Here is a 25,419-nt window from a genome sequence, read left to right as displayed (position 1 = left end):
CACTGTTTCAACGTTTTCTGTAAATATTTCTTTTACATTATAAGATTTGGATTTTGCCTAAAACTGGTGTATTTTGATTAATATTTCGTTCATGTGACGAGAAAATTGGAAAACAAAAGTTGCATATTTGTAAACTTCGTGCTGGGTTAAATATCAAATTCTGAAGAATGATGTATAAGTAAATGAATAAAAATGATATTATTTAGAGGCAAAGCGTGATTTTCCAAACGTCATATTGATAAGGATACAAAGAGTACAGCCGCCTCAATGAAAAACTGCTGTCATTATGCATGGTTAAGTGAAGAATCAATTAAGTTGATTCCATTACAGGTATAAGCTTTTAATAAAAAATTGAAAAAAAAAGACGGAGCTATGCCGTATAAAAATAAAGAACGAGCATGACACAGCTTTCGTTGCTGATGCTCACCGGCACGTGCGGAAATTTTCCGTTGAAGTATAAAGAATCACCTTCTTTGAGAATAATTTCTTCATTGTCAATAACGTATTTAACTTCTCCTTTTAAGATGTATTTGAATTCCCAGGCATCTGTAATTACCTTTTCTCTTTTAGAATTGGGTTCAAGAGTTAGCAAAACCGCTTCAAAACCTAAGGAATGCAGACTTTTGCTGAAGATATGCATATACTTAAAGCCTTCAGCTTCTACTTCTTTTTCAATCACCTGCTGATTGTCTTTCGGAACATAAATGAATTTTGCATTGGATTTTTTCTCCACGCCTTCAAAGAAATAGCTGGCATCAATTTCCAGAGACTGAATAAGATCAAGCAAAACAGGAAGGGAAGGAATCGTTCTCCCGTTTTCAATCCGGGAAACCAAACCATTGCTTACATTGGCTCTGAAAGCCAGCTCATTAATGGTTAAATTATTTTTTTTTCTAATATCCTTTAATCTTTTACCGATCCCTATTAAGAAGTCATTCATGCTGTATTCAATTTAACCTCAATTATATTTCGTCATGAGTAGAAAGACAAAGGTAGTATTATTCTATATAGGATATACAAGGGGCAGAATCAATTCACTGAAAATTATTGTATGGGATAGAATAGGGAAGAAAAGGAAGAAGACAATGATTATCCTTTAGTTCCCAAAAAAAATTCCCTATTTTTGTAAAACTCCTTATTTCATTTATGAAAAAAATTATTCTTATCGAAGACGAAACCAGTGTGGTGTCTTTTATTAAAAAAGGACTGCAGGAAAACGGGTATGAAGTTTCTGTTGCTTTTGACGGACGTACAGGTGTACAGTTGGTTCAGGGTAATGATTTTGATCTGGTGATTTTAGATATTATGTTACCAGAAATGAATGGTTTGGATGTCTGTAAGGAAATAAGAAAAACCAATCAAAGTGTTCCTATTTTATTCTTAACGGCGCTTGGTACTTCCGAAAATATTGTACTGGGCCTGGAAAGCGGCGGTGATGATTATCTGGTAAAGCCCTTCAAATTTATTGAACTGGTAGCCCGTGTAAAGTCTCTGTTGCGAAGAAGCAATAATAATGGTCCGCAGGAAACGATAGAACCTGAGCCTGATAATGAACATGTATTTCAGTTTTCAGATCTGATGGTGAATGATTATACAAAAAAGGTGACCCGTGCAGGAGAGGAAATTACCCTGACCTCTACCGAATACAAACTGTTACTGTACTTCCTTAACAATCCTGAAAAAGTGATCTCCAGAGCAGAAATCCTGGATGCAGTTTGGGGAGTCAATTATGAGCTGGGAACCAATGTGGTAGATGTTTATGTCAATTATTTAAGAAAAAAACTGGACAGCCAGGATGATAATAAACTGATTCATACCGTCATTGGAATGGGATATGTTTTGAAAAAAAATTAATGGATGTTTAATAAAGTGATTACAAATCAAACCAAAACGATGGTGCTTTTAATGTTGGTTTTTACTGCCATTATTCTGTTGTTCAGTGGGTTGGTTTACTTTTCTATCGTTAATTTTTCACATCAGAGGTTTTATGAGCTGTTAAAAATTCGTACCGCTACCATTATACAGATCGAAAAAAGTAAGGACCATCTTGATCTTCCCGAAAATTACGTTCTCAGCAGCCTGAACGACGAGGAACTTCCGATGGAAAAAGATTATGTCTTTGCGGTTCCCACGGATTCCAATTTTAAAAAAATTTCTCAGGAGGTTCATATTCCAGATTATTTCTTTAAAAACATCATCAAACAAGGAGAATCTAATTACAATGATAAGGAGTTTTATTATATCGGGCAGAGCTTTAGATATGATGATAAAGACTATATTGCAATAGCTTCTGCCAAAAATCATTATGTGGTTTACTACCTTGGGTTTTTAAAAAGAACATTGCTTACCTGTATTGTACTTTCACTGTTCTTTAGTATGATATTTTCTTTTTATTTATCGAAAACACTCTTTAGACCCATTTTAAAGATTACCGGAAAAGTAAAGGAAATCAGTTCCGAAAATCTTCACTTAAGACTCGAATCCCAGCCGGATAATAAAGAACTTAATGAGCTGGTAGATACCTTTAATGATATGCTCAATCGTATTGAGACTTCTTTTGAAACCCAAAATCACCTGATTGGAAATGTTTCTCATGAGCTAAGAACTCCTTTAACTTCCATTATGGGAGAAGCGGATGTAGCTCTTTCCATCAGCAGGACTCCGGAAGAATATAAGGATACACTGGAAATTATCCTGAATGAAGCCGAAAAGCTGGATAAAAAGATCAAAGCGCTGCTTATGATCGCCCAAACCGGATTTGACGGTAAAATCCAGAAAATGGATAAAGTGAGAATTGACCAGCTGCTGTGGGATGTCATCGAAACATTGAGAAGGATTGATTCCAGAAATAATATCTATCTGGATATCAGTATGCTTCCGGATAATCCTAAAAAACTGAAGGTGCAGGGCAATGAGCAATTACTTCATCTTGCGGTAGCCAATATCATCAGTAATGGATGTAAATATTCTAATTTTCAACAGGTTAAAGTTTCCCTGGGAGCAACAGATACAGATGTCTATATCATTGTAAAAGACAACGGAATCGGAATTCCCAAAGTGGAAATGAACAAAATCTATGATCCGTTCTTCAGAGCTTCCAATACCAATAATTACGAAGGGTACGGAATAGGTCTTCCACTTGCCAGAAACATTGTGAGAATGCATCACGGTGAACTTATCGTCAGCTCACACGAAAATCAGGGTACGACCGTACAAATGCGTTTCCCGAATTTTTATAGTATGCAGCAGGAAGGGTAGCAACACCCGAAGCATATTTTTCTCTTTTTTATTCTAAAACTTTATATAACAGAGCATTGATGGACTTGCATCAGTGGCCAATTTGTTATTTTCATTCTCCATATTAATTCCTCTTAACGATTTTCTAATCTCATTTTAATCTCTTTAATCACATTTTAATTCCATTCCAAAGAGCTTCTAATTTGGTCGTTCTAGTTTTGTATCATCAAAAAAGATCAACACAAAACAAATAATAAAGAACATGGCTAAAACAATTTTAATTGCAACAGATTACTCTCTTGAGTCATTAAACATATTAAAAAAAGTATTAAAAGAAAAAGACGCATCGGAAGATCAGAATCAATATAATATTCTTCTCACTTCAGGATATGATTCTGGAGATTCTATCAGAGATCTTTTGTTTAATACCAAAACCACAGTTTTCAATAAGATAAGACCTGCGGAATTTTGTGATGCCTACGGGATCATTAAGAATAAATACCCTCATCTGGTTAATAAGATCATCTGTGATGTTTTCACAGGAAGTTTCCAAAGAACATTTAACCAATATGTAGAGTCAGAAAATATTGAAGAGGCTTACTATTCTCCATCCATAAAAAGTAAGGGTAAAGGAAAATTTGATCTGATTCCTTACATCAAAAAATGCAAAGAGCTGCAGTCTAAAGAAATCAAAGTTGAAGTTCAGGAAAGACTTCCGGAGAGAGGAAGACTGGCGGAGATCTTTGTGGAGGTCTAAAAAAATAAGAACAATTAAAAAAAGAAAAAATGTTAAGAAATTATAGTAACAGCAGGACACTGGGAGACAATATCAGGTTGGGGACGCTGACTGCATTTACAGCAGGTACTATAAATATAGCATCCCTATTGATATTTCTTTCCTTTACCTCAAACGTAACGGGACATTATGCGATTTTGGCAGCAGAGATCAGTAAAGCAAACTGGGCACAGGTAGCTGTAGTAGGAGGATGGATCTTTTTATTCTTCTTCGGAAGTTTCCTGTCCAACTTTATTGTGATCAATTTTAATAAAAAAAGTAAATACTTCGCCCACGCCATGCCGATTGTGCTGGAAATCATATGTCTTCTTTTTGTAGGGGTGTACGGACAATTTTATTACCAAAAAACATTAGAAGAAACAGAATATCTTGTCGCATTAATGCTTTTTGCCACAGGATTGCAAAACGGATTAACAGCAAGTATCTCCAATTTCTCGGTAAAGACAACTCACCTTACGGGAACAACAACCGACCTGGGAATTCTGGTGTCCATGTTTACCCAGAAAAAATATAGAAAAAACGGTGAGCTGATCGGAAGGGCGAAATTGCTATCGAGCATTATGTTTGCCTATGTTTTAGGAGCTGTATTCTCAGGGTTAACATATTACTACCTGGAATTCAGGGTGTTTTATGTGATCAGCGTATGTCTTTTGATTGTCATCGGATACGATGCTTATAAAATTCATATCAGACATTTCAATACTAAATACAGGTATAACAGGATTTACAGAAAGCCTAATGTCCTGGCTTACTTATATGAAAAGATCCATGGAATTCCTCAAAGAGAAAAGAAGAGAAAGCTTGTCTTTGAAGATTAAAATAAAGATATCACTATTAATTTTTTGTATAAACTAGCTGTAAACGCCCTTCTTTATGATGTAAAAGAGGGGCGTTTTTTATACTGACTTTAGTAGGTGTAGATTTGATTCAGACATAAGGTTTCAAATTAAATGAAGAGACCGGCTAACGCCCTTCGTTACAAACATTAAAAAAATCGAATGGGGATAAATATGGAAAAATGTTGATAATTAAATATTAAATCACGATTTTAGTATTTTAATTCCCGTTTTCATTAACTATTTTTGTAAGTTGATTTACGTTTTTATGTCAGATATTATTCAGCTTTTACCGGATCATGTAGCCAACCAAATTGCAGCAGGTGAGGTGGTGCAGCGGCCTGCATCCATCGTAAAAGAACTTTTGGAGAATGCTATAGATGCAGAGGCAACGAAAATTGAACTGATCGTTAGAGATGCCGGAAAAAACCTTATACAGGTGGTTGACGATGGAAAAGGAATGTCTGAGACAGATGCACGAATGGCGTTTGAAAGACATGCTACATCCAAGATCAGAGGAACAGAAGATATCTTTAAGATCTCCACAAAAGGATTCCGTGGCGAAGCATTGGCTTCTATTGCTGCGGTTTCGCAGGTAGAGCTGAGAACGAAACAAAATGACGCTTCTGTAGGAACCAATATCTATATTGAAGGTGGAGTTTTCCAGTTTCAGGATCCGGTTCAGACTGCAGAAGGATCAAATTTTTTAGTTAAAAACCTTTTCTATAATGTTCCTGCCAGAAGAAAATTTCTGAAAAATAATAATATAGAATTCAGGCACGTAATCGATGAATTTCAGCGTGTTGCACTGGCTCATGAAGGGTTGGAGTTTTCTTTATTTCATGATGATGAACCTGTTTTCAGATTGAGAAAAGGAAGTCAGATGCAGCGTATAGTAGATGTTTTCGGAAGAAAATTGCAGCCGCTTTTAATTCCGATCAAAGAAGATATTATCTGGTGTAAACTTCACGGATTTGTTGCTAAACCTGAAGGCTCTAAAAAATCCAGAGGTGAACAATTCCTGTTTGTTAATGGAAGATATTTTAAAAGCCCTTATTTCAATAAAGCGGTTCAGGAAGCTTTTGAAGGATTGCTTCAACCGGGTTATGTACCTTCATTTTTCCTTTTCTTAGAGCTTGATCCGGACAAAATAGACGTTAATATCCACCCACAGAAAACGGAAGTGAAATTTGAAGATGAGCATCTTATTTTCGCTCTGCTTCGTTCCACAATTAAGAGATCTCTGGGGATTTATAACGTTTCTCCAAGTCTTGATTTTGACAGAGATCCCGAACTGGATGAGATGATGAATAAACCTATTCCCAGCAAAGGCAACGGCGGGGGAAGCGGTGTTATAAAAATGCCTGAAATCATTGTAGATAAAGACTACAATCCATTTTTGGAAGAAAGAAATGTGCGCCCGGAAGAAATTCAGAACCTTACGGAAATGTATCATCAGAATATTACCGCGGAGCCTTCAAAAATCAATTTGTTTGAAGACGAAGACTTTGATGAAGATCTGATGAGACTTCCCAACGGATATTGGCTTTTCAATAAAGGAGATGTGACCCTGATGTTGGATCTCGGAAGAATGCACAGGTTATTGGTTTCCGAAAGTAATAAATCAACCAGAAAATCAAATACAAACAGCCATGCGTTACTCTTCTCTCTCGAGTATCATATGAATGAAATAGAAAAGAATAAATATAATTCTATTAAAAAATATCTTCCTGAACTTGGGTTTGACATGAAAATTGCTCATGAAAGTGTACTCAGAATAGATTCACTGCCTGAAGGGCTCAAAGAAACCCAGGCAATGAAGTTTCTGGAGAACCTTTTTGAGATTCTGGAATATAAGACTGAAGATGAATTCATGCAGTATTACCACAATCAATGGAGTAAAATGCAGTCGAAATCCAGATTTGATTTTATTTATAAAAAAGATGCGGAACAAGTCATCAAAGATTTTACAGCACTAGGCTTTCCGGAATTTTTACCGGATGGAAAGAGATGCTTTTATGAAGTTCCGTTTAATGATTTTAAGAACAAATTTTAAAAAATATGTTTAACAATATACCGCCGATTACCAGAAATATTATCATTATCAATGTCATTGTGTACATTGTTACTTCCTTAATGGGGAATCAGGTGATTGGCTATCTTGCAGGCTTTTATCCCTTCTCACCATTTTTCCATTCATGGCAGATTGTTACCCACATGTTTATGCATGGAAGTATTATGCATATTTTATTTAATATGCTGACCCTATTTAGCTTTGGACCTATTCTGGAACAAACGCTGGGAGATAAAAAATATCTGATACTTTACTTTGCCAGTGGTTTGGGTGCTTTTTTTCTTTTTAACTTATGGAATTTTGTAGAAGTTCAGCAAATTTCAGCAGAATTGCAACAACTTGGATTTAATGTAAGTGCCTACCTATCCGGAGCCAGTGTTGAGTTTTCTGGAGCTGGAGATACCGTTCTTAGACAAAAAGAGCTTTTAGGAAGCTTGAAAGATATTGTAGCAACTCCTATGGTAGGAGCGTCCGGAGCCATCTTTGGAGTCGTGGCAGCTTTTGCAACACTATATCCGGATTCTAAAATCGGAATTATGTTTATTCCCGTACCTATAAAAGTAAAATATCTGCTACCGATCATTGTTGTTGTTTCTGTATATCTTGGTGTTTCAGGGAATGGAGGAGGAATTGCACACCTTGCTCACGTGGGTGGAGCTTTAGTGGGGTGGCTGTTGGCACGAATTTGGAAAAAGCATTTGTACAGATTCAATTAAATCAATTTTGTGAAGATTTTCCGACTTATCGTTTTCATAGCCCATCTTGGGATTTTATTTTTATTGCTGGCTACTTTATTGAATGCCTATATTCCACCTAAAATATTTCCGTGGTTTAATTTGCTTTCCCTGGGATTTCCGGTACTGATAATCACTTACTGTATATTGACGCTTTTCTGGGTTTTTAGCTGGAAGAAAAGGGCTTTTGTATTCATGTTTGCCGGATTGATTTTCCTGAGTCCGATAAAACGATGGGTCAATTATTCAACAGATAAAAGGGGAAATCCCAACATAAAGGTGGTTTCCTTAAATACCAAATCGGGTGGTTTGGGAAGAGATAAAATTCAGTCTTTTCTGCAATCTCAAAATGCTGATGTGATTCTTTTACAGGAAGAAGGTAAAGGGTATGACATTGAAGGATATCAAAAAGTAAATCCATTTGGTGGTTTTACAGTCCTGACCCGTCATAAAATTATCAGCCAGAAAGTATTGAGGCCTCAGGATGAGGATCTAAGGATTCCCGGCGTACAAATCGATATAGAAATCAAAGGTAGAGTTTACCGTTTTATTGATGTATATCTTCATCCGTTTCGTTTTGAAAAAGAAATGGTAAAGCTTAACGGAAATTCTGATGCCAATGAGCAGAAAGTGAAAGACGTTATCAAAAAGCTTATTCCCACCTTTAAAAAACATCAGGAACAAATTGGTTTTTTGCGGGAAGCGGTAGAAAATTCGCCTTATCCGGTGATTTTAGGCGGAGATTTTAATTCTGTTCCTAATTCTTATGAATACTATCATTTGTCTGAAGGACTTGAAGATGCATTTTTAAGTACCGGAAAAGGAAGTGCAACCAGTTTTCATGATTATAAATTTCCCATAAGAATAGATTATATTTTTTCTTCTAAATCTGTACGCCCGGTTTCCTATGTGGTTGACCGTTCTGTCAGTCTTTCAGATCATTATCCTGTTGTTGCAGAATTCTCCGTAGAACCTAAATAATCATAAAAATAGTTAAAATTTGACTGCTTGGTAGGGTTTTTGCTTAAAAAACTCCGTACCAAGACCGTTTTTTCATGAAGTCGAATCAGATATTACTATTTATACATATCGTTGTTGCTGTTTTATTGCTGTGCACATTGGGGAATGCATGGATTCCACCTAATATTTTAGGGAATCTTAATCTGCTTTCTCTAGGTTTCCCATATCTGATACTGACACACATCATTCTAACACTGGTATGGATTTTTAAAAAGAAAAAAGTAGCAATCGCTTTCGCACTGGGTACACTTATTTTTTACAATCCGATAAGAAGATGGGTTAATTTTTCACCCAAAACAGAAAATCTTAAAACAATCCGTGATATTAAAGTGTTAACTTTTAATGTAAAGTATGGGGAATATGGATGGGATAAGATAAAAGGGTATATTAAAGAACAAGATCCAGATATTATTTTGGTTCAGGAAAAAGATACCAACCGTGCAATCAAACATGATTTGGTAAAGTATCCTTCAGTAATTCTTAAAACCAAGCATAAAATTATAAGACAGGCGGAAATTATTGAGGACAATGCACGAGGTAATTCCTTCTTTGCCGATGTAGATATCAATGGGAAAATTATCAGAATTGTAAATGTGTATCTGGAGCCTTTCAGACTTCATAAAACCATGTTTACAAAACTGGATGCTTTTGGAATAGGGAATTTATCGACTTTGCTTTCCCATATGATTCCTACCTTCCAGGCTCATGAAGATCAGGTAAAAAAAATAAGAAATATAATTGATATGTCCCCGTATCCTGTCATTCTTGCCGGAGACTTTAATTCTGTACCCAATTCATATGAGTACTATAATTTGGGTAAAAACCTTCAGGATGCATTTTTAGTAGCCGGAAGGGGAAGTGCAAGTAGTTTCCATGACTATAAGGTTCCTTTACGAATTGATTATATTTTTACCTCAAAATCAATTATTCCTTTGAGCTATAAAGTTGACAATTCTGTAGAATTATCGGATCACTATCCTGTAATTGCAGAATTTCTGTTAAATTAGTTCCATGAAAAATTTACTCTTCGCGGTTTTTATTTTAACCCTTCTGTGTACTGCCTGTTCTAAAAAAGAATCTGCCGGTTTTAGTGCAGAACAGGATGTTAAGATTCACTATGATACAACTGCTGTCGATTCTTTTTCTACAGGAGCTGTTTCAGTGGATATAGCACGTAAGATCAGAATGTCTTCTCCACAATTTCTTGACTCTGTAAAACAAGCTAAAAAAGCTCAGGAAGAAGAGAAAAAGCTGAAAGAAGAGCTGGAAAAGGAAAATAAAAAGAAACTGGACGAAGAAAAGAAAAAAACGGAATCTGAAAAGAAGGCTAAAACTTCAGAAACACCCGCGGCCAATGTGCCCAAAACAGAATAATCCAAAACATTTTTAAAAAATATAAAATATGAAAAAACAAATCTTAGCAGCTGTAGCGATTTCAGTATTCGCTGTAGCATGCACAAAATCGACGACAAAGACAGAACAGGTAGAAGGAGCTGATGGATCGGTAACCACTACAACCACCACGGTTACTGAAAGCTCTCCTCACGTTGTAGATTCTGCAAAAGTGAACCAGGCTAAACAAGATGTCAACGCAAAGTTAGATAAGGCCGGAGACAAGATTGATGATGCAGCGCAAAAGGCAAAAGATAAAATTGATGCCACTGCAGATAAAACAAAACAAGACCTTAACAAGGCGGGACAGAATATCAAAACAGAAGCTAACAAAGTAGGGAAGGATATTAAGTCCGGAGCTCAGGAAGCAGGAAAAGATGCTAAAGACGCTGCCAGGAAAGGAGCAGCAAAAGTAGAAGATGCTGCCAAGAAATTAAAAGAAGATTTAAGCAAATAAAAAGAAAACCGCAGTTGAATTCAGCTGCGGTTTCTTTTTTATAGTTGGAAGCTGGAAGTTTCTCCCTTATTTGGAGCAAGCCTCTCGCTTTCTTTCTATTATTTATTAAGTTCCAGTAGTGGGTCTATATACTCTCTGTCATTGCTTAATCTCGGAACTTTATTCTGGCCTCCCAGTTTCCCTTTTGATTCAAGCCAATGATAAAAGAGGTTGTTTTTTGCAATATGAACAATAGGCCTTTTAAGTGTTATATTATTATATCTTTTCGCTTCATAGTCTGAATTGATCGTCTTCAGATGCTGATCAAAAATATCAATGAAACTTTCCAGGCTGTTCGGGTGCTGGCTGAATTCAAAGATCCATTCGTGGGCTCCCCCTTCATTTTCTTTCATAAATACCGGAGCTCCGGTAAAGTCTGTAATGCAGGCTCCTGTAAGATCACAGGCTTTAGAAAGAGCAGATTCTACATTAGTAATCATCAGTTCCTCTCCGAAAGCATTGATATAATGTTTGGTTCGCCCTGTTATTTTTATCCTGAAAGGATTCGTAGAGGTAAATACGACCGTATCACCAATTAAATATCTCCACAAGCCTCCGTTGGTCGTAATCACCATCGCATAGTTTTTTCCTATCTCGACGTCTTCCAGGCTTACTACTTTTGGATTTGAAAAATGGAACTGATCCATCGGGATGAATTCATAGAAGATTCCATAATCAAGCATTAAAAGCATTTCGTCACTATTGGATCTGTCCTGTATTCCGAAGAAGCCTTCAGATGCATTGTAAATTTCGTAGTAATTGATGTTTTTTCCGATGATCTGCCTGAATTGCTCCCGATAGGGCTTAAAACTTATTCCACCGTGAAAAAAGACCTCTAAATTAGGCCAAAGTTCAGACACACTACCAATGTTGGTTTCCTTTAATACTCTTTGTAAAAGAACGAGCATCCAGCTTGGTACTCCAAGGATACTTCCAACATCCTCATTTTTAACTTCGGAGGTGATGGCTCTTAGTTTGCTTTCCCATTCTCCCATCAGGGACACTTTCTTGCTCGGAGTTGTGGTGATTTCTACCCAAAATGGAAGATTATCAATTAAAATAGCCGATAAATCGCCAAATTTTGTATTAAAGTCTGCATACAGCTCAGAACTTCCTCCTAAACGTAAGTTTTTATAATTAAAGAGCTGATTTTCCGGATGGTTATTAGCGTAGATGGAAACCATGTCTTTTCCAGCCTTCATATGACAGTACTCAAGACTTTCAGTGGAAATAGGAATAAATTTGCTCTTCGCATTAGTGGTTCCCGATGATTTGGCAAAATGTTTAATAAGTCCCGGCCAGCTTACATCCTTGTAACCTTGCCTTGCTTTTTCAATATAAGGTTCAAAATCTTCATAAGTGACTATGGGAACCTTATTTTTAAAGTCCTGGTAGCTTGAAATAGAATTGAATCCGTGTAATTTACCATATTCCGTATCCTCGGCATGAAACAGTTGGGAGAATAATATACCCTTCTGTGTTTCAATAGGATGATCCATGAAATTCTGTATCTGATCTATCCTTTGACGGATAAACCAATTGACGACGGTATTGAAAAGTGCTTTGGTTGCCATTTCAACAAATATAATGATATTTGAATTTTCAGAGAATTTTTTATGGAGTTAAATAAAAAAACCGTTACAAAATCTGTAACGGTTTGTTATGTAGTGTATTGTTTCTAGCAATATTCATCATAAGCAGCCTGTAGGTTTGCTGCAATAGCACCTGCAGGATTTCCTTCAATGTGATGTCTTTCCAGCATATGAACCAATTCTCCATCTTTGAAAAGAGCAACACATGGAGAGCTTGGAGGGAATGGAGCAAGGTGTTTTCTTGCTTCTACTACTGCCTCTGTATCAAATCCAGCGAAAACTGTTGTTAAATGATCAGGTTTTTTATCTCCTGTTAAAGAGTAAACAACTCCAGGTCTTGCAGCTCCTGCTGCACAACCACATACGGAATTGATTACTAATAATGTAGTTCCCGATTGCTTCAAAGCATCTTCCACCTGCGCAGGTGTCGTTAAATCCTGGAAACCTTTATCTGTAAGTTCTGCCTTCATGGGCATTACCAAATCTGTTGGATACATATATTTTGTTTTTTATCCCTACAAAGTTAAGGAATTCTTTGCGTTTGTTCAATATATAATAACTATCAATAGTTTAGTCATATAAAATTAACTGAATGTTAATATTGCAACTATATTCAAAAAAAAGTGAATTAATGCTAGGAATAATAAAATATAATTGTTAAATTTGAAATGATTCTGAAAAACGATGACCATGAAAAAAACATTTAATGCTTTCCCTCAAGCAATCACCTTTTTTAATACTGTCTGAAATATGATAGTAAATCAACTCTTTTTTACAGTTTTGTATAAACTGAATAACAAATTTGAATATTTAAAAAAATGAAGCCCGGAACTGAAAAGTCCCGGGCTTCTTTAATCAAATCGATATGCAAAGGTTGAATATCCTAATAAAATAGTTGATTATATCAATCAACTGAATCTGTCAATTAAGACAGAAGTTTTTTGGCCGTCTCAGAGATGCTTTTTCCATCTGATTTTCCGGCTAATGCTTTTGAAGCAGCTCCCATTACCTTGCCTAAATCTTTAATAGATTCGGCTCCGGTTTCTGAAATAATGTTTTTAATTTCTGCTTCTAATTCTTCTGCAGAAAGTTGCTTTGGTAAAAATTTCTCAATGACCTTCATCTGAGCATCTTCTACTTCTGCAAGGTCTTGTCTGCCCTGAGCAGTAAACTGTTCGAAAGAGTCTTTACGTTGTTTAATCATTCTCTGCAGAATGGCAATTTCCTGTTCCTCAGAAACTTCAGCACCTCTTGCCTCAGTTTTTAAAAGAAGGATTTGAGATTTTACTGCACGAAGAGAATCCAGAGCTACTCTGTCTTTTTCTCTCATGGCTGTTTTTATTGCTTCACTTATTATATTTTCTAGTGACATATTAATTTTAGTCTTATTGTTCAAGCAAAGGATTTAACTCATTGGTTGTTAAAACTTTTGCAAATTCATTATTTAAACAGGATAATTCCATCATATGGATTTCCTGTGCGCTGTATTTTTTTCCATCAATACCTAATTTATCGAATGTTGCACATGCATCTTCTATAACATAGGTATTGTAGCCAAAATTGCCCGACATTCTTGTTGTTGTGCTTACACAATGTTCTGTAGTAATACCGACAATTACAGTGTTTTTAATCGATAATTTGTCCAGAAGATCTTTTAAATCAGTACCAATGAAGCTGCTATTGACACTTTTCTTAATAAGATATTCATGTTCTAAAGGAGCAAATCCATCTTTTAACTCATTTCCTGCATTGCTTTCATGCAAAATAGAATCTGGATTTTGCGAACAATGCTGAATAAAAAATATGGGTAACTTTAATTGTCGGAATTTTTCCAGAATAGCTTTTGCATTTTCTTCGGCATTTGGATTATTTCTATTTCCTCCCCAGTACGCTAAGTCATTAAATCCCTTTTGAATATCAACAATAATTAATGCTGTATTTGTGCTTAAAGTTCCCATTGTTTTAATTAATCAACATCTTTATTTAAAAATCTGTTTTCTCTGATCTGCATAGATCCGTTGTTGTCAGACAGATATGTGTTAATATTCTGGTCTGAGGCATTGTTTCCGTCGATAGAGATATTTTTTCTTTTGAAAGCAGGAATAGATTCGAATTCACTAGTGCTGTCAAAACTTTGATAACGTGAGTTGAATTCTTTTAATTTATTTCTTCTTTCTATAACTCTTTCCTGATCTACCGTTTTATTCACAAAAGTGAATTCTGATTCTTCAGTTTTTGGAGTTTCAATTTCTTTTTTGTTTTCAAAAGCGGGTTTTGTTTCTGCCTTTGGCTCTTCTTTTTGATAGAATGTTTCTATCTTTTGAGCAGGTTCAGCTACAGCACTTGCCGGGGCATTAAACTCTGCTTTAGGCTGGCCAAAATCTGTCTTAGGCTCATTTCTTACCGGCTCGTTTACAAAAAAGCTGAATTCAACAGGTTTTTCATCTGAAAAAGAGTTGTTAAAAGAAGTTCCGGATTGAGGTTCTTCTTTTTTATTTTCAAAATCAAATGAGAAAGATTGAATTTCCAGATCATTTGGATCTTCATTTTCTTCATCAATAGAGAATAAACTGAATTCCTGATCTCCTTCTTCTTCATTTCTCCAGGCTTGTTCAGGAGAATTTAAGGCATCATCTTCATTATCAAAGAATTTTATTTCTTTTTTGATATACTCTTCTTCAATAATCATTTTTTTTTCAGTAGACGACATATTGAAAGGAGCATCATGATCCTCGTCATCTAATCTGAACATGTTTTTTCCTCCGAAATCATGGGTTGCTTCAGGAGTAGCTTCTCTTTCTTCTCTTGTTTTGAAAGGAGAAGATTTTTGAGCATCAAAACTATCGTTAAGACTGATTCTGATTTTTTCGGTAGGACCTGAAAACTTCTTGTTATCATTAGAGAATCCTGTAGCAATTACAAGAACGCTTACTGCATCTCCTAATTCTTCATCAGCACCTACTCCGAAGATAATATCTGCGGTATTACCGGCTTCTTTCTGGATATGATCCATGATGATACCGATCTCGTCCATCGTTACTTCTTCCGCACCACTTCTGATCAACAACAGTACATTTTTAGCACCTGTAATCTTATTATCATTTAACAATGGAGAATCAAGAGCTTTTCTTACTGCTTCTTCGGCTTTATTTTCACCTGAAGCCGTACCTGTGGACATAAGAGCTGTCCCGGAGTTTTGAAGCACAGATTTAGCATCTCTAAAGTCAATGTTTACATCAAAATAACCTGTAATAACTTCTGCCATTCCTTTTGCGGCATTGGCTAAAACTTCATCTGCTTTTGAGAATCCTTGTTTGAACCCAAGGTTTCCAAACTGCTGTCTCAGTTTATCGTTATTGATAACAATAAGTGAATCAACGTTATTTTTTAATTTTTCAAGACCGTTTTCGGCCTGATCAAGTCTTCTTTTTCCTTCAAAGCTAAAAGGAACGGTAACAATACCTACCGTTAAGATTCCCATGTCTTTTGCTACTTTAGCAATAACAGGGGCTGCTCCGGTACCGGTACCACCGCCCATTCCGGCAGTGATGAACACCATTTTTGTGTTCTGTCCCATCGCTGCTTTGATGTCTTCAATACTTTCAATAGCTGATTTTTCACCCACTTCAGGGTCAGCACCAGCACCAAGACCTTCTGTGATAGAAGTTCCCAATTGAACTTTGTTGGCAACAGGGTTATTATCTAAAGTTTGAGCATCTGTATTACAAATCACGAAATCAACTCCGTGGATCCCTTTTTCGTACATGTGCTTTAGAGCGTTGTTTCCACCGCCCCCTACACCGATTACTTTTATGATGGATGAATTTCCTTTTGGCAAATCAAATGAAAATCCTTGTGTACCTATATTTTCCATAACTATACTTTTTATAATTATAATTGATAATTGATTGATGATAATTGATAAGGAAAAAATCGTTTATCGCTTATCATACATCATTTATAATTTATTCTACTTCTTCAAAGAATTTTTTTACTTTTTCCATAAGCGACTGGCCAAAGGTCAACTTCGCTCTTCTGTTCTCTTGCTGCTGGCTCATCACGGGTTGTTCCTGTACAGGAGTCGCCTGTTGTGAAGGTTGAATGTTTTCAGTCTGTGTAACAGTTACTTCAGGCTTAGTCTGTTCAACTACCATTTCCATTATATCATCAGCATTTTGCTTTTTGTCTCTGATTTTTAAACTCTCCATCAGTAATCCGATAGAGGTAGCAAATTCAGGACCTTTCAGATACTGGTTTTTGTCATTGGCGATATATTCATTCGCAAAACCGATTCTGCTGTCAAAACCTGTTGTATAATTAGCCAGCTGACGAAGATGCTTCAGGTTTGAACCACCACCCGTCAGAACAATTCCTGCGATCAGTTTTTTCTTTTGTTCAAACGCTCCGTAGGCTTTTAACTCGGTATTTACCATTTCAAGCACTTCTTCTACTCTGGCATTGATGATCTGTGCTAAAGTTTTTAAAGAAATTTCTTTATCTGGTCTGCCGTGAAGCCCCGGAATTGTTACAAAAGTACTGTCTTTTTCCAATTCTGGAACAGCCGAACCAAATTTTACTTTCAGTTGTTCTGCATGTTTTTCAATAATTGAACAGCCTTCTTTGATATCTTCCGTTATAATTCCACCTCCGTAAGGGATTACACAGGTATGACGGATGATATTGTCTTTAAAGATCGCAATATCGGTAGTACCACCACCAATATCTACAATAGCTACTCCTGCTTCTTTTTCTTCTTTGGTAAGTACCGCTTCTGAAGAGGCCAAAGGCTCTAAGGTCAGCGCTTCCATTTCTAACCCAGCTTCGCGAACGCATCTTGCAATATTTCGGATGCTTCCCATTTGCCCGACTACAACGTGGAAGTTAGCTTCTAAGCGCTTTCCGTGCATTCCTACAGGTTCCTGAATTTCACCCTCGGAATCCACTTTGTATTCTTGTGGAAGTACATGTATAATTTCTTCTCCAGGAAGCATAACCAGTTTTTTTACCTGATCTTTTAATGCTTCAATGTCATCATCTGTAATAAATTTATCAGGATGTTCACGCATAATATAATCGGAGTGCTGCAGAGAACGAATGTGTTTTCCTGCAATACCTACCGTAACTTTGCGGATAGGAACCCCAGCACTGGATTGTGCTTCGGATACTGCAGCCTTGATTGAATTAATAGTTTGTGAAATATTATTCACAATACCTTTATGAACACCAAGACTTTTAGCTTTGCCTACACCGAGAACTTCTATTTTCCCGTGTGCATTCCTTCTTCCGACAATCGCGACTATCTTTGTTGTCCCGATGTCCAGACCTACTGAATACTCTTGATTTTCCATTTTTATATCGATTTGATTTTTTCTACTTTTTCCATGGTAGGACTTTGTCCTATTTTGTGTTAAATCGTCCCTTCGGACTCTTTTTTATTCTATTTTCACCTTTGGTTTCGGCTTTGGCTTGGACTGTGCCGGCGCCGGGGATTTTTTTTCTTTTTTCTTTGCCTCTTTTGAGTGTGTTTTTGGTTTTGTATTCTCTTTCGGTTTTATGGAAGTTGAATTTGTTTTCTTCGCTTCTGTAACCTTTGGCTTGGTTTCCGTTTTTTTCGCCATTGCTGCCGGAGACGGAGCTCTTGCCAATTCTAGTTTCCCGGCTTTCAAAAGGCTGTCGTTTTCCTTGAAGTAAGGATTCAGGGTGGTGACAATCTGATTCTGATATTTCACGGAAACCATGTTATATTTTTGAGGATCCTGATAGACCAGGTATTTCTCTACAAAGGTTTTAAATCCTCTTACTTTAAAATCAATATTATCTAAATCCCCGATCTCTACTCTGTAGTTTCCTTCGCTGGTGAGGAGATTATAGCTGTCTTTATTTTTTGAGATTCCAATAAAGAATTTTTTACTGAAATCGTCTTTATCGATTTTTCCGACGAGTTCTGCCAGTTTCTCATATTCATCAGGTTGTACATTTCCTGTTACCAGCATACAAGGATGTGAATAGGTTCTTGAAATAGGAAATTCAATACCTTTTTCATCTACATAAAAGTCTTTTCCGTCCTTATTAAGCCTGAAAACCGGAACTCTCTGTTTGATATCCAGATTTAGTTTTCCATTGAGGTTCAGATAGACATTGGCACTATCAACAGCAGGAAGAGTATTGATTCTCTTTTCTAAAGCGGGGATGTTAAGATCACCTACTTTACCTGAAGGATTCTCTTTTTTTACAATTTCCCGGATATCCTTTTCATCAACAAAATAAACCGGAGTTTTTTCATTCATTTTTACAGAAATTTTATTGTCCGTAATCTGCTGATGCCCGAATCTCTTCAATGAGAAACTCAGTAACAATCCAAGGATGATTACGGTAACGACAATTTTTAATATTCTGTATTTATTTTTCATTTTTTCTTTAACGCTAAACTCACAAAGATCTTTACTGTTCTTCAGTCCGATCGCAGAGGCGTTTTACTCAACGATGGCTGATTTTTTTTATAAATTATTTTTATTCTTACATCTTACAAAGCAGCCTTTGTTAATGTATTTTTATTGCTAAGTGAAACGCCTTCGCGAACGGAAAATATTTTCTTTTTAAATTTTCCTCTCCGAACTTTGCGTTTTATTTAACTCAAATTTTCTATCCATTCACAAATTGGGTCGTACAGGGTGTCTATATTTCCTGCTCCCACTGTAAGGAGGATATCAAAATCTTTTTCTTTTATTTTTTCAAAAGCATCAGATAAAACGGATACTTCTTTTTTCTCTAAATTCACTTTTTCAAGCAACCAGCTTGAAGTAATTCCTTCAAAATTTTCCTGAAGTTCTCTTGCAGGATAAATGTCAAGCAAGATCAACTCATCAGCTTTGCTCAGGCTTTCAGCAAACCCATCTGCAAAATCTCTCGTTCTGCTGAAAAGGTGTGGCTGGAAAACCACCAATAATTTTTTATCGGGATAAAATGTTCTGATAGAACCCACTACAGCGTTAATTTCTGTTGGGTGGTGGGCATAGTCGTCAATGTAAATTTTACCGTTTTGATAAATATGCTTGGTATATCTTCTTTTAATTCCTTTAAAATTAGCAATCGCTTTTTTCAGCGTATCAAAATCTGCGCCTAAATTGTGCAGAATAGCCAGTGCTACCGTAGCATTTTCTACATTATGAATTCCCGGGATTTCCCAAACAAAATCTTTTATTGTTTCTGTTGGGGTGTGGAAATCAAAATAAATTTTATCGTGATCCATTCTCAGGTTGTCAGAATAATAATCTGCAGGCTCGTTTACCGCATAGGTTTGATGGCCTCTTCCGATTTCAACTCCTTTTCTTACAAATAATTTTTTGTCATCGGGAACCAACGCTGCAAATTGTCTGAAACCTTCTTCAATATGGCTTTTATCTCCGTAAATATCCAAGTGGTCGGCATCTGTAGAGGTTACTACCGCCCAGTCCGGAGAAAGGTTCAGAAAACTTCTGTCGTATTCATCAGCTTCTACTACAGAATACGTTGATCCGTTGTACAGAAAATTAGACTTAAAGTTTTCCGAAATACCTCCTAAAAAGCATGAGAAAGGCAAGTCTGCCTCTTTACATAAGTGAGAAACCAGGGTAGAGGTAGTTGTTTTCCCATGGGTTCCTGCTACTGCGATACAGTCTGTGTTTTCTGTAATTAACCCTAAAACCTTGGCGCGTTTTAAAACTTCAAACTGATTTTGGTTGAAGTAATCGAGAATTCCAAGCGTTTTGATAGCCGGCGTATAAATGACCAACGTATCTTTTTTTTGCAGAGAAGTGATTTTTTCATCAATAAGGTCTTCAAAAACGATATCAATACCTTCGTTGATCAGATTTTGCGTCAATTTTGTATTGGTTTTGTCGTATCCCAATACTTTTTTCCCGGATGCATTGAAATAGCGTGCTAAAGCACTCATTCCGATACCTCCGATTCCAACGAAGTAAAAAGTTTGATATGTTTCTAAGTTCTTCATTATTTATTAAAAATTTTTCATTTGTCATTGGCTACGCCTAATCTTTGATTTCCGAGGAACGAGGAATCTCAATAATGGAAATTCTTCGCTTCACTACGTTTCGGTCAGAATGACAAACCTTACCTATTTATCTTATTATTTTAAATATCTCATCTACAATTTCTTTTGCAGCGTCCGGCTTGGCAAAATACTTCAGATTGTCAGACATTTCTTTTCTTACACTTTCATTCCCGCAGATTTCTGATAATGTATTCCAGAATTTTTCCTGCATTTCAGAGTCTTTTACCATTCTTGCTGCATTTTTTTCAACCAGATTTAGGGCATTTTTAGTTTGGTGGTCTTCCGCTGCAAAGGGGAAGGGTACTAACAGTACCGGTTTTTGTGCTACTGCCAACTCTGAAATGGCAATGGCTCCTGCTCTTGAAACAATGATATCTGCTGCAGAATATGCCAGTTCCATGTCTTTGATGAATTCAAGGATCTGGATATTTCTGGTATCAACATTTTTTGTTTCTTCTAAAATATCTTTATAATCAAGCTTACCTGTTTGCCAGATGAGCTGATAATCTTTATTTACAATTTCATTTAAATGAGATTTCCAGGCATTATTTAATGTTCTGGATCCTAAAGAACCCCCTACTGATAAAATAGTAAGCTTGTCTTTGTTTAGTCCCATTTTTTCCTTCGCTATTGCTGTTTCCTGCATACCTGAAACAATAGTGGAGCGGATCGGATTTCCTAAGAACTTTATCTTTTCTGCAGGGAAGCCTTCTACTTTTGGATAAGCTGTAAAAACTGCTTTAGCTTTTTTGCTTAAAATTTTATTAGTCACTCCTGCATGGGCATTCTGTTCCTGAATAAAAATTGGAATTCCCATTTTACTCGCTTCATAAAGAGCGGGTCCGCTGGCAAAACCTCCTGTTCCTACTGCGAAATCCGGAGCGAAGTTCTTAATGATCTTTTTGGACCTGGATAAGCTTTTCAGAATTTTGAAAGGCAGTCCCAGGTTGGATAACAAGTTTCCTCTGTCGATTCCAGCGATATCAATTCCTTCTATTTTATAGCCGGCTTGTGGAACTTTTTCCATTTCCATTTTACCGTTGGCTCCAATGAACAAAAATTCTGCATCCGGAAATCTTTTTTTGATTTCATCAGCGATGGCGATGGCAGGGAAGATATGACCTCCTGTTCCTCCGCCTGATAGTATTATTTTTAGTTTTTTGTTCATTGTCTAATATAATAGGATTCATCCTATTTTTGGTTAAATCGTCCCTTCGGGACTCTTGGGTTTATGCGATATCGTTTATTTCTGCTATACTTTGTTTCTTGCCCATCCCTTCTTCGTCATAAATCTGGATTCTTGAGCTTATATTTAAGATAATTCCAAGCTGTAGATAGGTTACCAGCATGGAAGTTCCTCCATAACTTATCAATGGCAACGGCTGACCTGTTACCGGGATCAGGTTGATGGCCACGGCAATATTAACCGAAAGCTGTATAAAAATCATCACCCCGAGACTGAGCACCAGTAATGACCCGAAGAATGCCGGCATTTTACTGGCGATCATTACTATCCGTATCATCATAATGAGATAGAGACAGATCAGAAAAGCGGCGCCGATTACTCCATATTCTTCTACAATAACTGCGAAGATAAAATCGGAGGCAGACTGTGGCAGCATTTGTTTCAATGCACTTTTCCCCGGTCCCATTCCGGTAATACCTCCATGTACAATGGCTGCTTTTGCCTGCATTACCTGATAGTTTTTTGCTTTTACACTTTCATCATCTACATCGGCAGATTTTGCTTTGCTTGAAGTAAATGTTTCTACACGGCTCATCCAGGTATGAACACGGTTTCCGCCGATCATGTTGGTATTTAAAGCAATTAACAGGAAGAGAACGATCGCTACAAATGAAGCTGAAATAAATCCTGCAATATACTTCCAGTGAAGCTGGCCGATAACCAAAACAACTACGGATACCATTAAGATCATTAATGCAGTTGATCCGTTATCTTTCGCCACCAGCACAAAAACAAGAAGAATAGGGCCGAATATATACATGATATTTTCTATCGGAAGTCTCTCTCTTGTTATCTTTTTGGTTAAATACCTGCACAGATAGATGATTAACATCAAGAATGCAAATGATGAGGGCTGGAAGGAGATGGGAGTTCCCGGTATTTTCAGCCATCTGGAAGCACTGGCTCCGTCAATGGTCTGGCCGGTGAACATAGTAACTACCAATAATACGATCATCAGGCCAAGCAAGATACTGCTGAGCTTTCCGATGTATTCATATTTTATAGTTCCTACCAATCTCATAATTGCTAATCCAAGGACTACAAAGAACATGTGTTTGATAACGTGACCTGTTGTGGTTCCGTTATTAACAATGTATTCGAGATTTGAACTTGCAGAATAAACAGGGAAAATAGAGAAAATGGAGATCACAAGAATGACCATCCAAAGTACTTTATCGCCCTTTAGAAATTCAAATCTGTTTTCTGTGTTCTGTTCGTCCATATGTAATGCTATTGGCTTTTGGCTAATGGCCATTGGCTTTTAATACCTGCGCTTTAAACTGTCTTCCTCTGTCTTCATAGCTTTTGAATAAATCAAAGCTTGCACAACAAGGAGATAGTAGAACAGTGTCTCCGTTTTTAGCCAATGATTTTGATATTTTCACGGCTTCTTCCATACTTGAAGTATCATAAATAAATTCTTTTTTATCTTTAAAGAAATCTATGATCTTCTTGTTATCAATTCCTAAGCAAACAATTGCTTTTACTTTTCTTTTGACTAAATCTTCAATTTCGGTATAGTCATTTCCTTTATCGAGACCGCCAACAATCCAGACGGTTGGGTTTTTCATGCTTTCTAAGGCATAATAAGTAGCATTTACGTTGGTTGCTTTACTGTCGTTGATATACTTAACGCCTTCAATTTCAGTTACTAATTCCAATCTGTGTTCTACTGCCTGGAATGTCATTAACGAATGTCTTATACTTTCATTGTTGATTTCCAGTATCTTACCTGCTATCGATGCGGCTAAGCTATTGGCAACGTTATGGTTTCCAAGGAGTGATAATTCTTCAACTTTCATTGAGAATTCATCTTTCATTTTTACCACAATGTTATCGTTACTAATAAATCCCCCTTCAGACAATTTCTCTTTGATTGAAAAAGGGATCATTTTTGCTTTTATCTCCAGCTTTTCAAGAAGGCTTTTACTCATTTCATCATCTTTATTGTAGATGAAGAAATTGTCATTTTCCTGATTTTCTGCTATTCTGAATTTTGCCAGCGCATATTCTTCATAGTTATAATTGTACTGGTCCAGGTGATCCTGAGACAGATTGAGCAATAAAGAAATATAAGGTCTGAAGTTCTGAATGTCATCCAACTGGAAAGAGCTTACTTCCAATACATAATATTCATGGTTTTCATCAGCGACCTGTTTGGCAAAACTGTAACCGATATTTCCTCCCAAGCCTACATTTAATCCGTCATTTTTCAGGATATAATAGATCAGGGAAGTGGTTGTTGTTTTTCCGTTGCTTCCGGTAATGGCAATGATTTTTGCATCTGTAAATTCAGAAGCAAATTCAATTTCAGAGGAAAGTCTTATTCCTTTCTCATGAATTTTTTGAATGATCTCTGCCTTTTTGGGAATTCCAGGGCTTTTTACAATCCAGTCTGCATTTAAAATGATTTCTTCGTTGTGATTTTCTTCTTCAAATTCAATTTCATTTTCGGTAAGAAACTGCTTGTAGTTATCTTTAATGGCTCCCTTGTCTGAAAGAAATACTTCCAAACCTTTCTTTTTAGCCAAATAAGCAGCTCCGCATCCGCTTTCTCCACCTCCTAAAACAACTATTTTCATATTCTTTTTTTTGTAAAGTGTAAAATGTAAAAAGTATTAATGTAATTTGGTTTTTGAGTTAAAACTTTCTACGTTATACAAAATTTATCTCATTTTTAATGTGATTAAACATATAATAGCCAGTATAACACCGATGATGATCATCCTGTTCACAATTTTACTTTCGTGAAATCCTACCTTTTGGTAGTGGTGGTGTACTGGTGACATTTTGAACAATCTATTGTTTTGGGCATATTCCAACCCATATTTTCTTTTTCTGTATTTGAAAACGATTACCTGAAGCATTACGGAAAGGTTTTCAATTAAGAAGATTCCGCATAATACTGGAATCAGCAATTCTTTTCTTAAAATAATTGCTAACACGGCAATTACTCCTCCCAACATCAAACTTCCTGTGTCTCCCATGAAAACCTGGGCAGGGTAAGTATTGTACCAAAAGAACCCGATAACGGCACCTACCATTGCGACGGCAAAAATGGTGGTTTCTCCCATATTGGGGAGGAACATAATATTGAGGTAGTCTGCAAAGATGATGTTACCAGAAAGATAGGCGAAGAGGGCTAGTGTAAGCAATATGATAGCACTTGTTCCCGCTGCAAGACCATCAATTCCGTCGGTAATGTTTGCTCCATTGGAAACTGCTGTTACAATAAAAATAACAATCGGGATAAAGACAACCCATGCCCATTCGTGGGCATCTTTATCATTCATCCAAAATAAAATCCCGCTGTAATCAAACTCATTGTTTTTTGCAAACGGAACGGTGGAAACTGTAATTTTTTCGGTAGGCATAAAGTTCTGCTCTACGTTGTTTCTGTTGACCACTTTTGCATCAGCATATTTTCTTTTAACGGTGATGTCGGGGTGGAAATACATTGTAACTCCGACAATTAACCCTAATCCCACCTGGCCAACTACTTTAAATTTGCCGCTTAGGCCGTCTTTATTTTTCTTGATTTTCTTTAAATAATCATCCAGGAAACCAATGGCTCCCATCCATATCATTGAAACCAAAAGCAGGACAATATAAACATTGGTGATTCTTGTAAACAGCAATACGGGAATGATGGTTGCCAAAATAATAATGAGTCCTCCCATGGTAGGAGTTCCTTCTTTCTGCTTTTGCCCATCCAGGCCAAGATCACGTACTAATTCTCCCATTTGCTTTGCTCTCAGGTAATTGATAACTCTTTTTCCGTAAACAAGAGCGATGATAAGAGAAAGCAATACCGATATGCCGGCACGAAAGGATATGTATTTTAACATTCCCAGTCCCGGAACATGGATTCCGTGGTCGGTTAGATATTCGTATAGATAGTATAGCATAGTTTCAATTGTTAATAAATGATCATTGATAATTGACG

23 protein-coding genes are annotated in these 25,419 nt (G+C 36.5%); 10 read left to right on the top strand and 13 right to left on the bottom strand.

The features are described 5' to 3' along the window. Positions 1 to 370: 370 nt before the first annotated feature. Complete coding sequence (locus EG342_RS05010) at positions 371 to 940, bottom strand: helix-turn-helix domain-containing protein (protein ID WP_103288668.1); 570 nt, start codon at positions 938 to 940, stop codon at positions 371 to 373. Between the two features lie 206 nt (positions 941 to 1,146). Between EG342_RS05010 and EG342_RS05005 the strand changes: the two genes are divergently transcribed. The 10 genes from EG342_RS05005 (at position 1,147) to EG342_RS04960 (ending at position 10,546) form a co-directional block, all read left to right on the top strand. Next, positions 1,147 to 1,854, top strand: a complete 708-nt coding sequence (locus EG342_RS05005) for a response regulator transcription factor (RefSeq protein ID WP_103288667.1) — start codon at positions 1,147 to 1,149, stop codon at positions 1,852 to 1,854. Between the two features lie 3 nt (positions 1,855 to 1,857). Next, positions 1,858 to 3,258, top strand: a complete 1,401-nt coding sequence (locus EG342_RS05000; protein WP_103288666.1) for a sensor histidine kinase — start codon at positions 1,858 to 1,860, stop codon at positions 3,256 to 3,258. Between the two features lie 241 nt (positions 3,259 to 3,499). Then, the gene (locus EG342_RS04995) at positions 3,500 to 3,994 is read left to right on the top strand and encodes a hypothetical protein (protein ID WP_103288665.1); all 495 of its coding nucleotides are present in this window, start codon (positions 3,500 to 3,502) and stop codon (positions 3,992 to 3,994) included. 29 nt (positions 3,995 to 4,023) lie between these two features. Then, positions 4,024 to 4,851 carry a YoaK family protein gene (locus EG342_RS04990; RefSeq protein WP_103288664.1) on the top strand — a complete coding sequence of 276 codons (828 nt, stop codon included), beginning with the start codon at positions 4,024 to 4,026 and terminating at the stop codon, positions 4,849 to 4,851. Between the two features lie 286 nt (positions 4,852 to 5,137). Beyond that, on the top strand, positions 5,138 to 6,925 hold the full coding sequence (gene mutL / locus EG342_RS04985) for a DNA mismatch repair endonuclease MutL (RefSeq protein ID WP_103288663.1): 1,788 nt from the start codon (positions 5,138 to 5,140) through the stop codon (positions 6,923 to 6,925). Positions 6,926 to 6,930: 5 nt separating this feature from the next. Continuing rightward, positions 6,931 to 7,659 (top strand): rhomboid family intramembrane serine protease, encoded by a 729-nt coding sequence (locus EG342_RS04980; protein ID WP_103288662.1) that lies wholly within the window; start codon positions 6,931 to 6,933, stop codon positions 7,657 to 7,659. A gap of 9 nt (positions 7,660 to 7,668) precedes the next feature. Further along, complete coding sequence (locus EG342_RS04975) at positions 7,669 to 8,658, top strand: endonuclease/exonuclease/phosphatase family protein (RefSeq protein ID WP_103288661.1); 990 nt, start codon at positions 7,669 to 7,671, stop codon at positions 8,656 to 8,658. Positions 8,659 to 8,732: 74 nt separating this feature from the next. Next, a complete protein-coding gene (locus EG342_RS04970) occupies positions 8,733 to 9,704 on the top strand; it encodes an endonuclease/exonuclease/phosphatase family protein (RefSeq protein ID WP_103288660.1) in 972 nt (323 codons plus the stop codon). Positions 9,705 to 9,708: 4 nt separating this feature from the next. After that, positions 9,709 to 10,071 (top strand): hypothetical protein, encoded by a 363-nt coding sequence (locus EG342_RS04965; RefSeq protein ID WP_103288659.1) that lies wholly within the window; start codon positions 9,709 to 9,711, stop codon positions 10,069 to 10,071. A 28-nt stretch (positions 10,072 to 10,099) separates the two neighbouring features. Then, positions 10,100 to 10,546, top strand: coding sequence for a hypothetical protein (locus EG342_RS04960; protein WP_103288658.1), 447 nt, complete (start codon positions 10,100 to 10,102; stop codon positions 10,544 to 10,546). Between the two features lie 98 nt (positions 10,547 to 10,644). Here EG342_RS04960 and EG342_RS04955 read toward each other — a convergent pair whose 3' ends face one another. The 12 genes from EG342_RS04955 to mraY all read right to left on the bottom strand — a co-directional run bounded on the left by EG342_RS04955 (position 10,645) and on the right by mraY (position 25,381). Beyond that, positions 10,645 to 12,159, bottom strand: coding sequence for a GH3 auxin-responsive promoter family protein (locus EG342_RS04955; protein ID WP_103288657.1), 1,515 nt, complete (start codon positions 12,157 to 12,159; stop codon positions 10,645 to 10,647). Positions 12,160 to 12,263: 104 nt separating this feature from the next. Continuing rightward, a complete protein-coding gene (locus tag EG342_RS04950; RefSeq protein ID WP_027372869.1) occupies positions 12,264 to 12,674 on the bottom strand; it encodes a BrxA/BrxB family bacilliredoxin in 411 nt (136 codons plus the stop codon). A gap of 428 nt (positions 12,675 to 13,102) precedes the next feature. Beyond that, positions 13,103 to 13,549 carry a GatB/YqeY domain-containing protein gene (locus EG342_RS04945; RefSeq protein WP_103288656.1) on the bottom strand — a complete coding sequence of 149 codons (447 nt, stop codon included), beginning with the start codon at positions 13,547 to 13,549 and terminating at the stop codon, positions 13,103 to 13,105. A gap of 13 nt (positions 13,550 to 13,562) precedes the next feature. Beyond that, complete coding sequence (locus tag EG342_RS04940; protein WP_103288655.1) at positions 13,563 to 14,135, bottom strand: cysteine hydrolase family protein; 573 nt, start codon at positions 14,133 to 14,135, stop codon at positions 13,563 to 13,565. Positions 14,136 to 14,143: 8 nt separating this feature from the next. Beyond that, positions 14,144 to 16,051, bottom strand: a complete 1,908-nt coding sequence (ftsZ, locus tag EG342_RS04935) for a cell division protein FtsZ (RefSeq protein ID WP_103288654.1) — start codon at positions 16,049 to 16,051, stop codon at positions 14,144 to 14,146. A gap of 91 nt (positions 16,052 to 16,142) precedes the next feature. Beyond that, entirely contained in the window at positions 16,143 to 17,525 is a 1,383-nt protein-coding gene (ftsA, locus tag EG342_RS04930; protein ID WP_103288653.1) for a cell division protein FtsA, read from the bottom strand. Positions 17,526 to 17,609: 84 nt separating this feature from the next. Then, positions 17,610 to 18,587: a cell division protein FtsQ/DivIB gene (locus EG342_RS04925; RefSeq protein WP_103288652.1), complete on the bottom strand. Its 978-nt coding sequence runs from the start codon at positions 18,585 to 18,587 to the stop codon at positions 17,610 to 17,612. 218 nt (positions 18,588 to 18,805) lie between these two features. Next, positions 18,806 to 20,167, bottom strand: coding sequence for a UDP-N-acetylmuramate--L-alanine ligase (gene murC / locus EG342_RS04920; protein ID WP_103288651.1), 1,362 nt, complete (start codon positions 20,165 to 20,167; stop codon positions 18,806 to 18,808). A gap of 127 nt (positions 20,168 to 20,294) precedes the next feature. Then, positions 20,295 to 21,395: an undecaprenyldiphospho-muramoylpentapeptide beta-N-acetylglucosaminyltransferase gene (murG, locus tag EG342_RS04915; protein WP_103288650.1), complete on the bottom strand. Its 1,101-nt coding sequence runs from the start codon at positions 21,393 to 21,395 to the stop codon at positions 20,295 to 20,297. A gap of 61 nt (positions 21,396 to 21,456) precedes the next feature. Further along, positions 21,457 to 22,695: an FtsW/RodA/SpoVE family cell cycle protein gene (locus EG342_RS04910; protein ID WP_103289279.1), complete on the bottom strand. Its 1,239-nt coding sequence runs from the start codon at positions 22,693 to 22,695 to the stop codon at positions 21,457 to 21,459. Positions 22,696 to 22,717: 22 nt separating this feature from the next. Beyond that, positions 22,718 to 24,055, bottom strand: coding sequence for a UDP-N-acetylmuramoyl-L-alanine--D-glutamate ligase (murD, locus tag EG342_RS04905; RefSeq protein ID WP_103288649.1), 1,338 nt, complete (start codon positions 24,053 to 24,055; stop codon positions 22,718 to 22,720). Between the two features lie 84 nt (positions 24,056 to 24,139). Next, positions 24,140 to 25,381: a phospho-N-acetylmuramoyl-pentapeptide-transferase gene (mraY, locus tag EG342_RS04900; protein ID WP_103288648.1), complete on the bottom strand. Its 1,242-nt coding sequence runs from the start codon at positions 25,379 to 25,381 to the stop codon at positions 24,140 to 24,142. Positions 25,382 to 25,419: the final 38 nt, after the last annotated feature.

Source organism: Chryseobacterium lactis (genome assembly GCF_003815875.1).
GTDB classification, from domain to species: domain Bacteria; phylum Bacteroidota; class Bacteroidia; order Flavobacteriales; family Weeksellaceae; genus Chryseobacterium; species Chryseobacterium lactis.
Note: the sequence above shows the minus strand (reverse complement) of the source record. Positions and strands in the feature narration are given on the sequence as shown.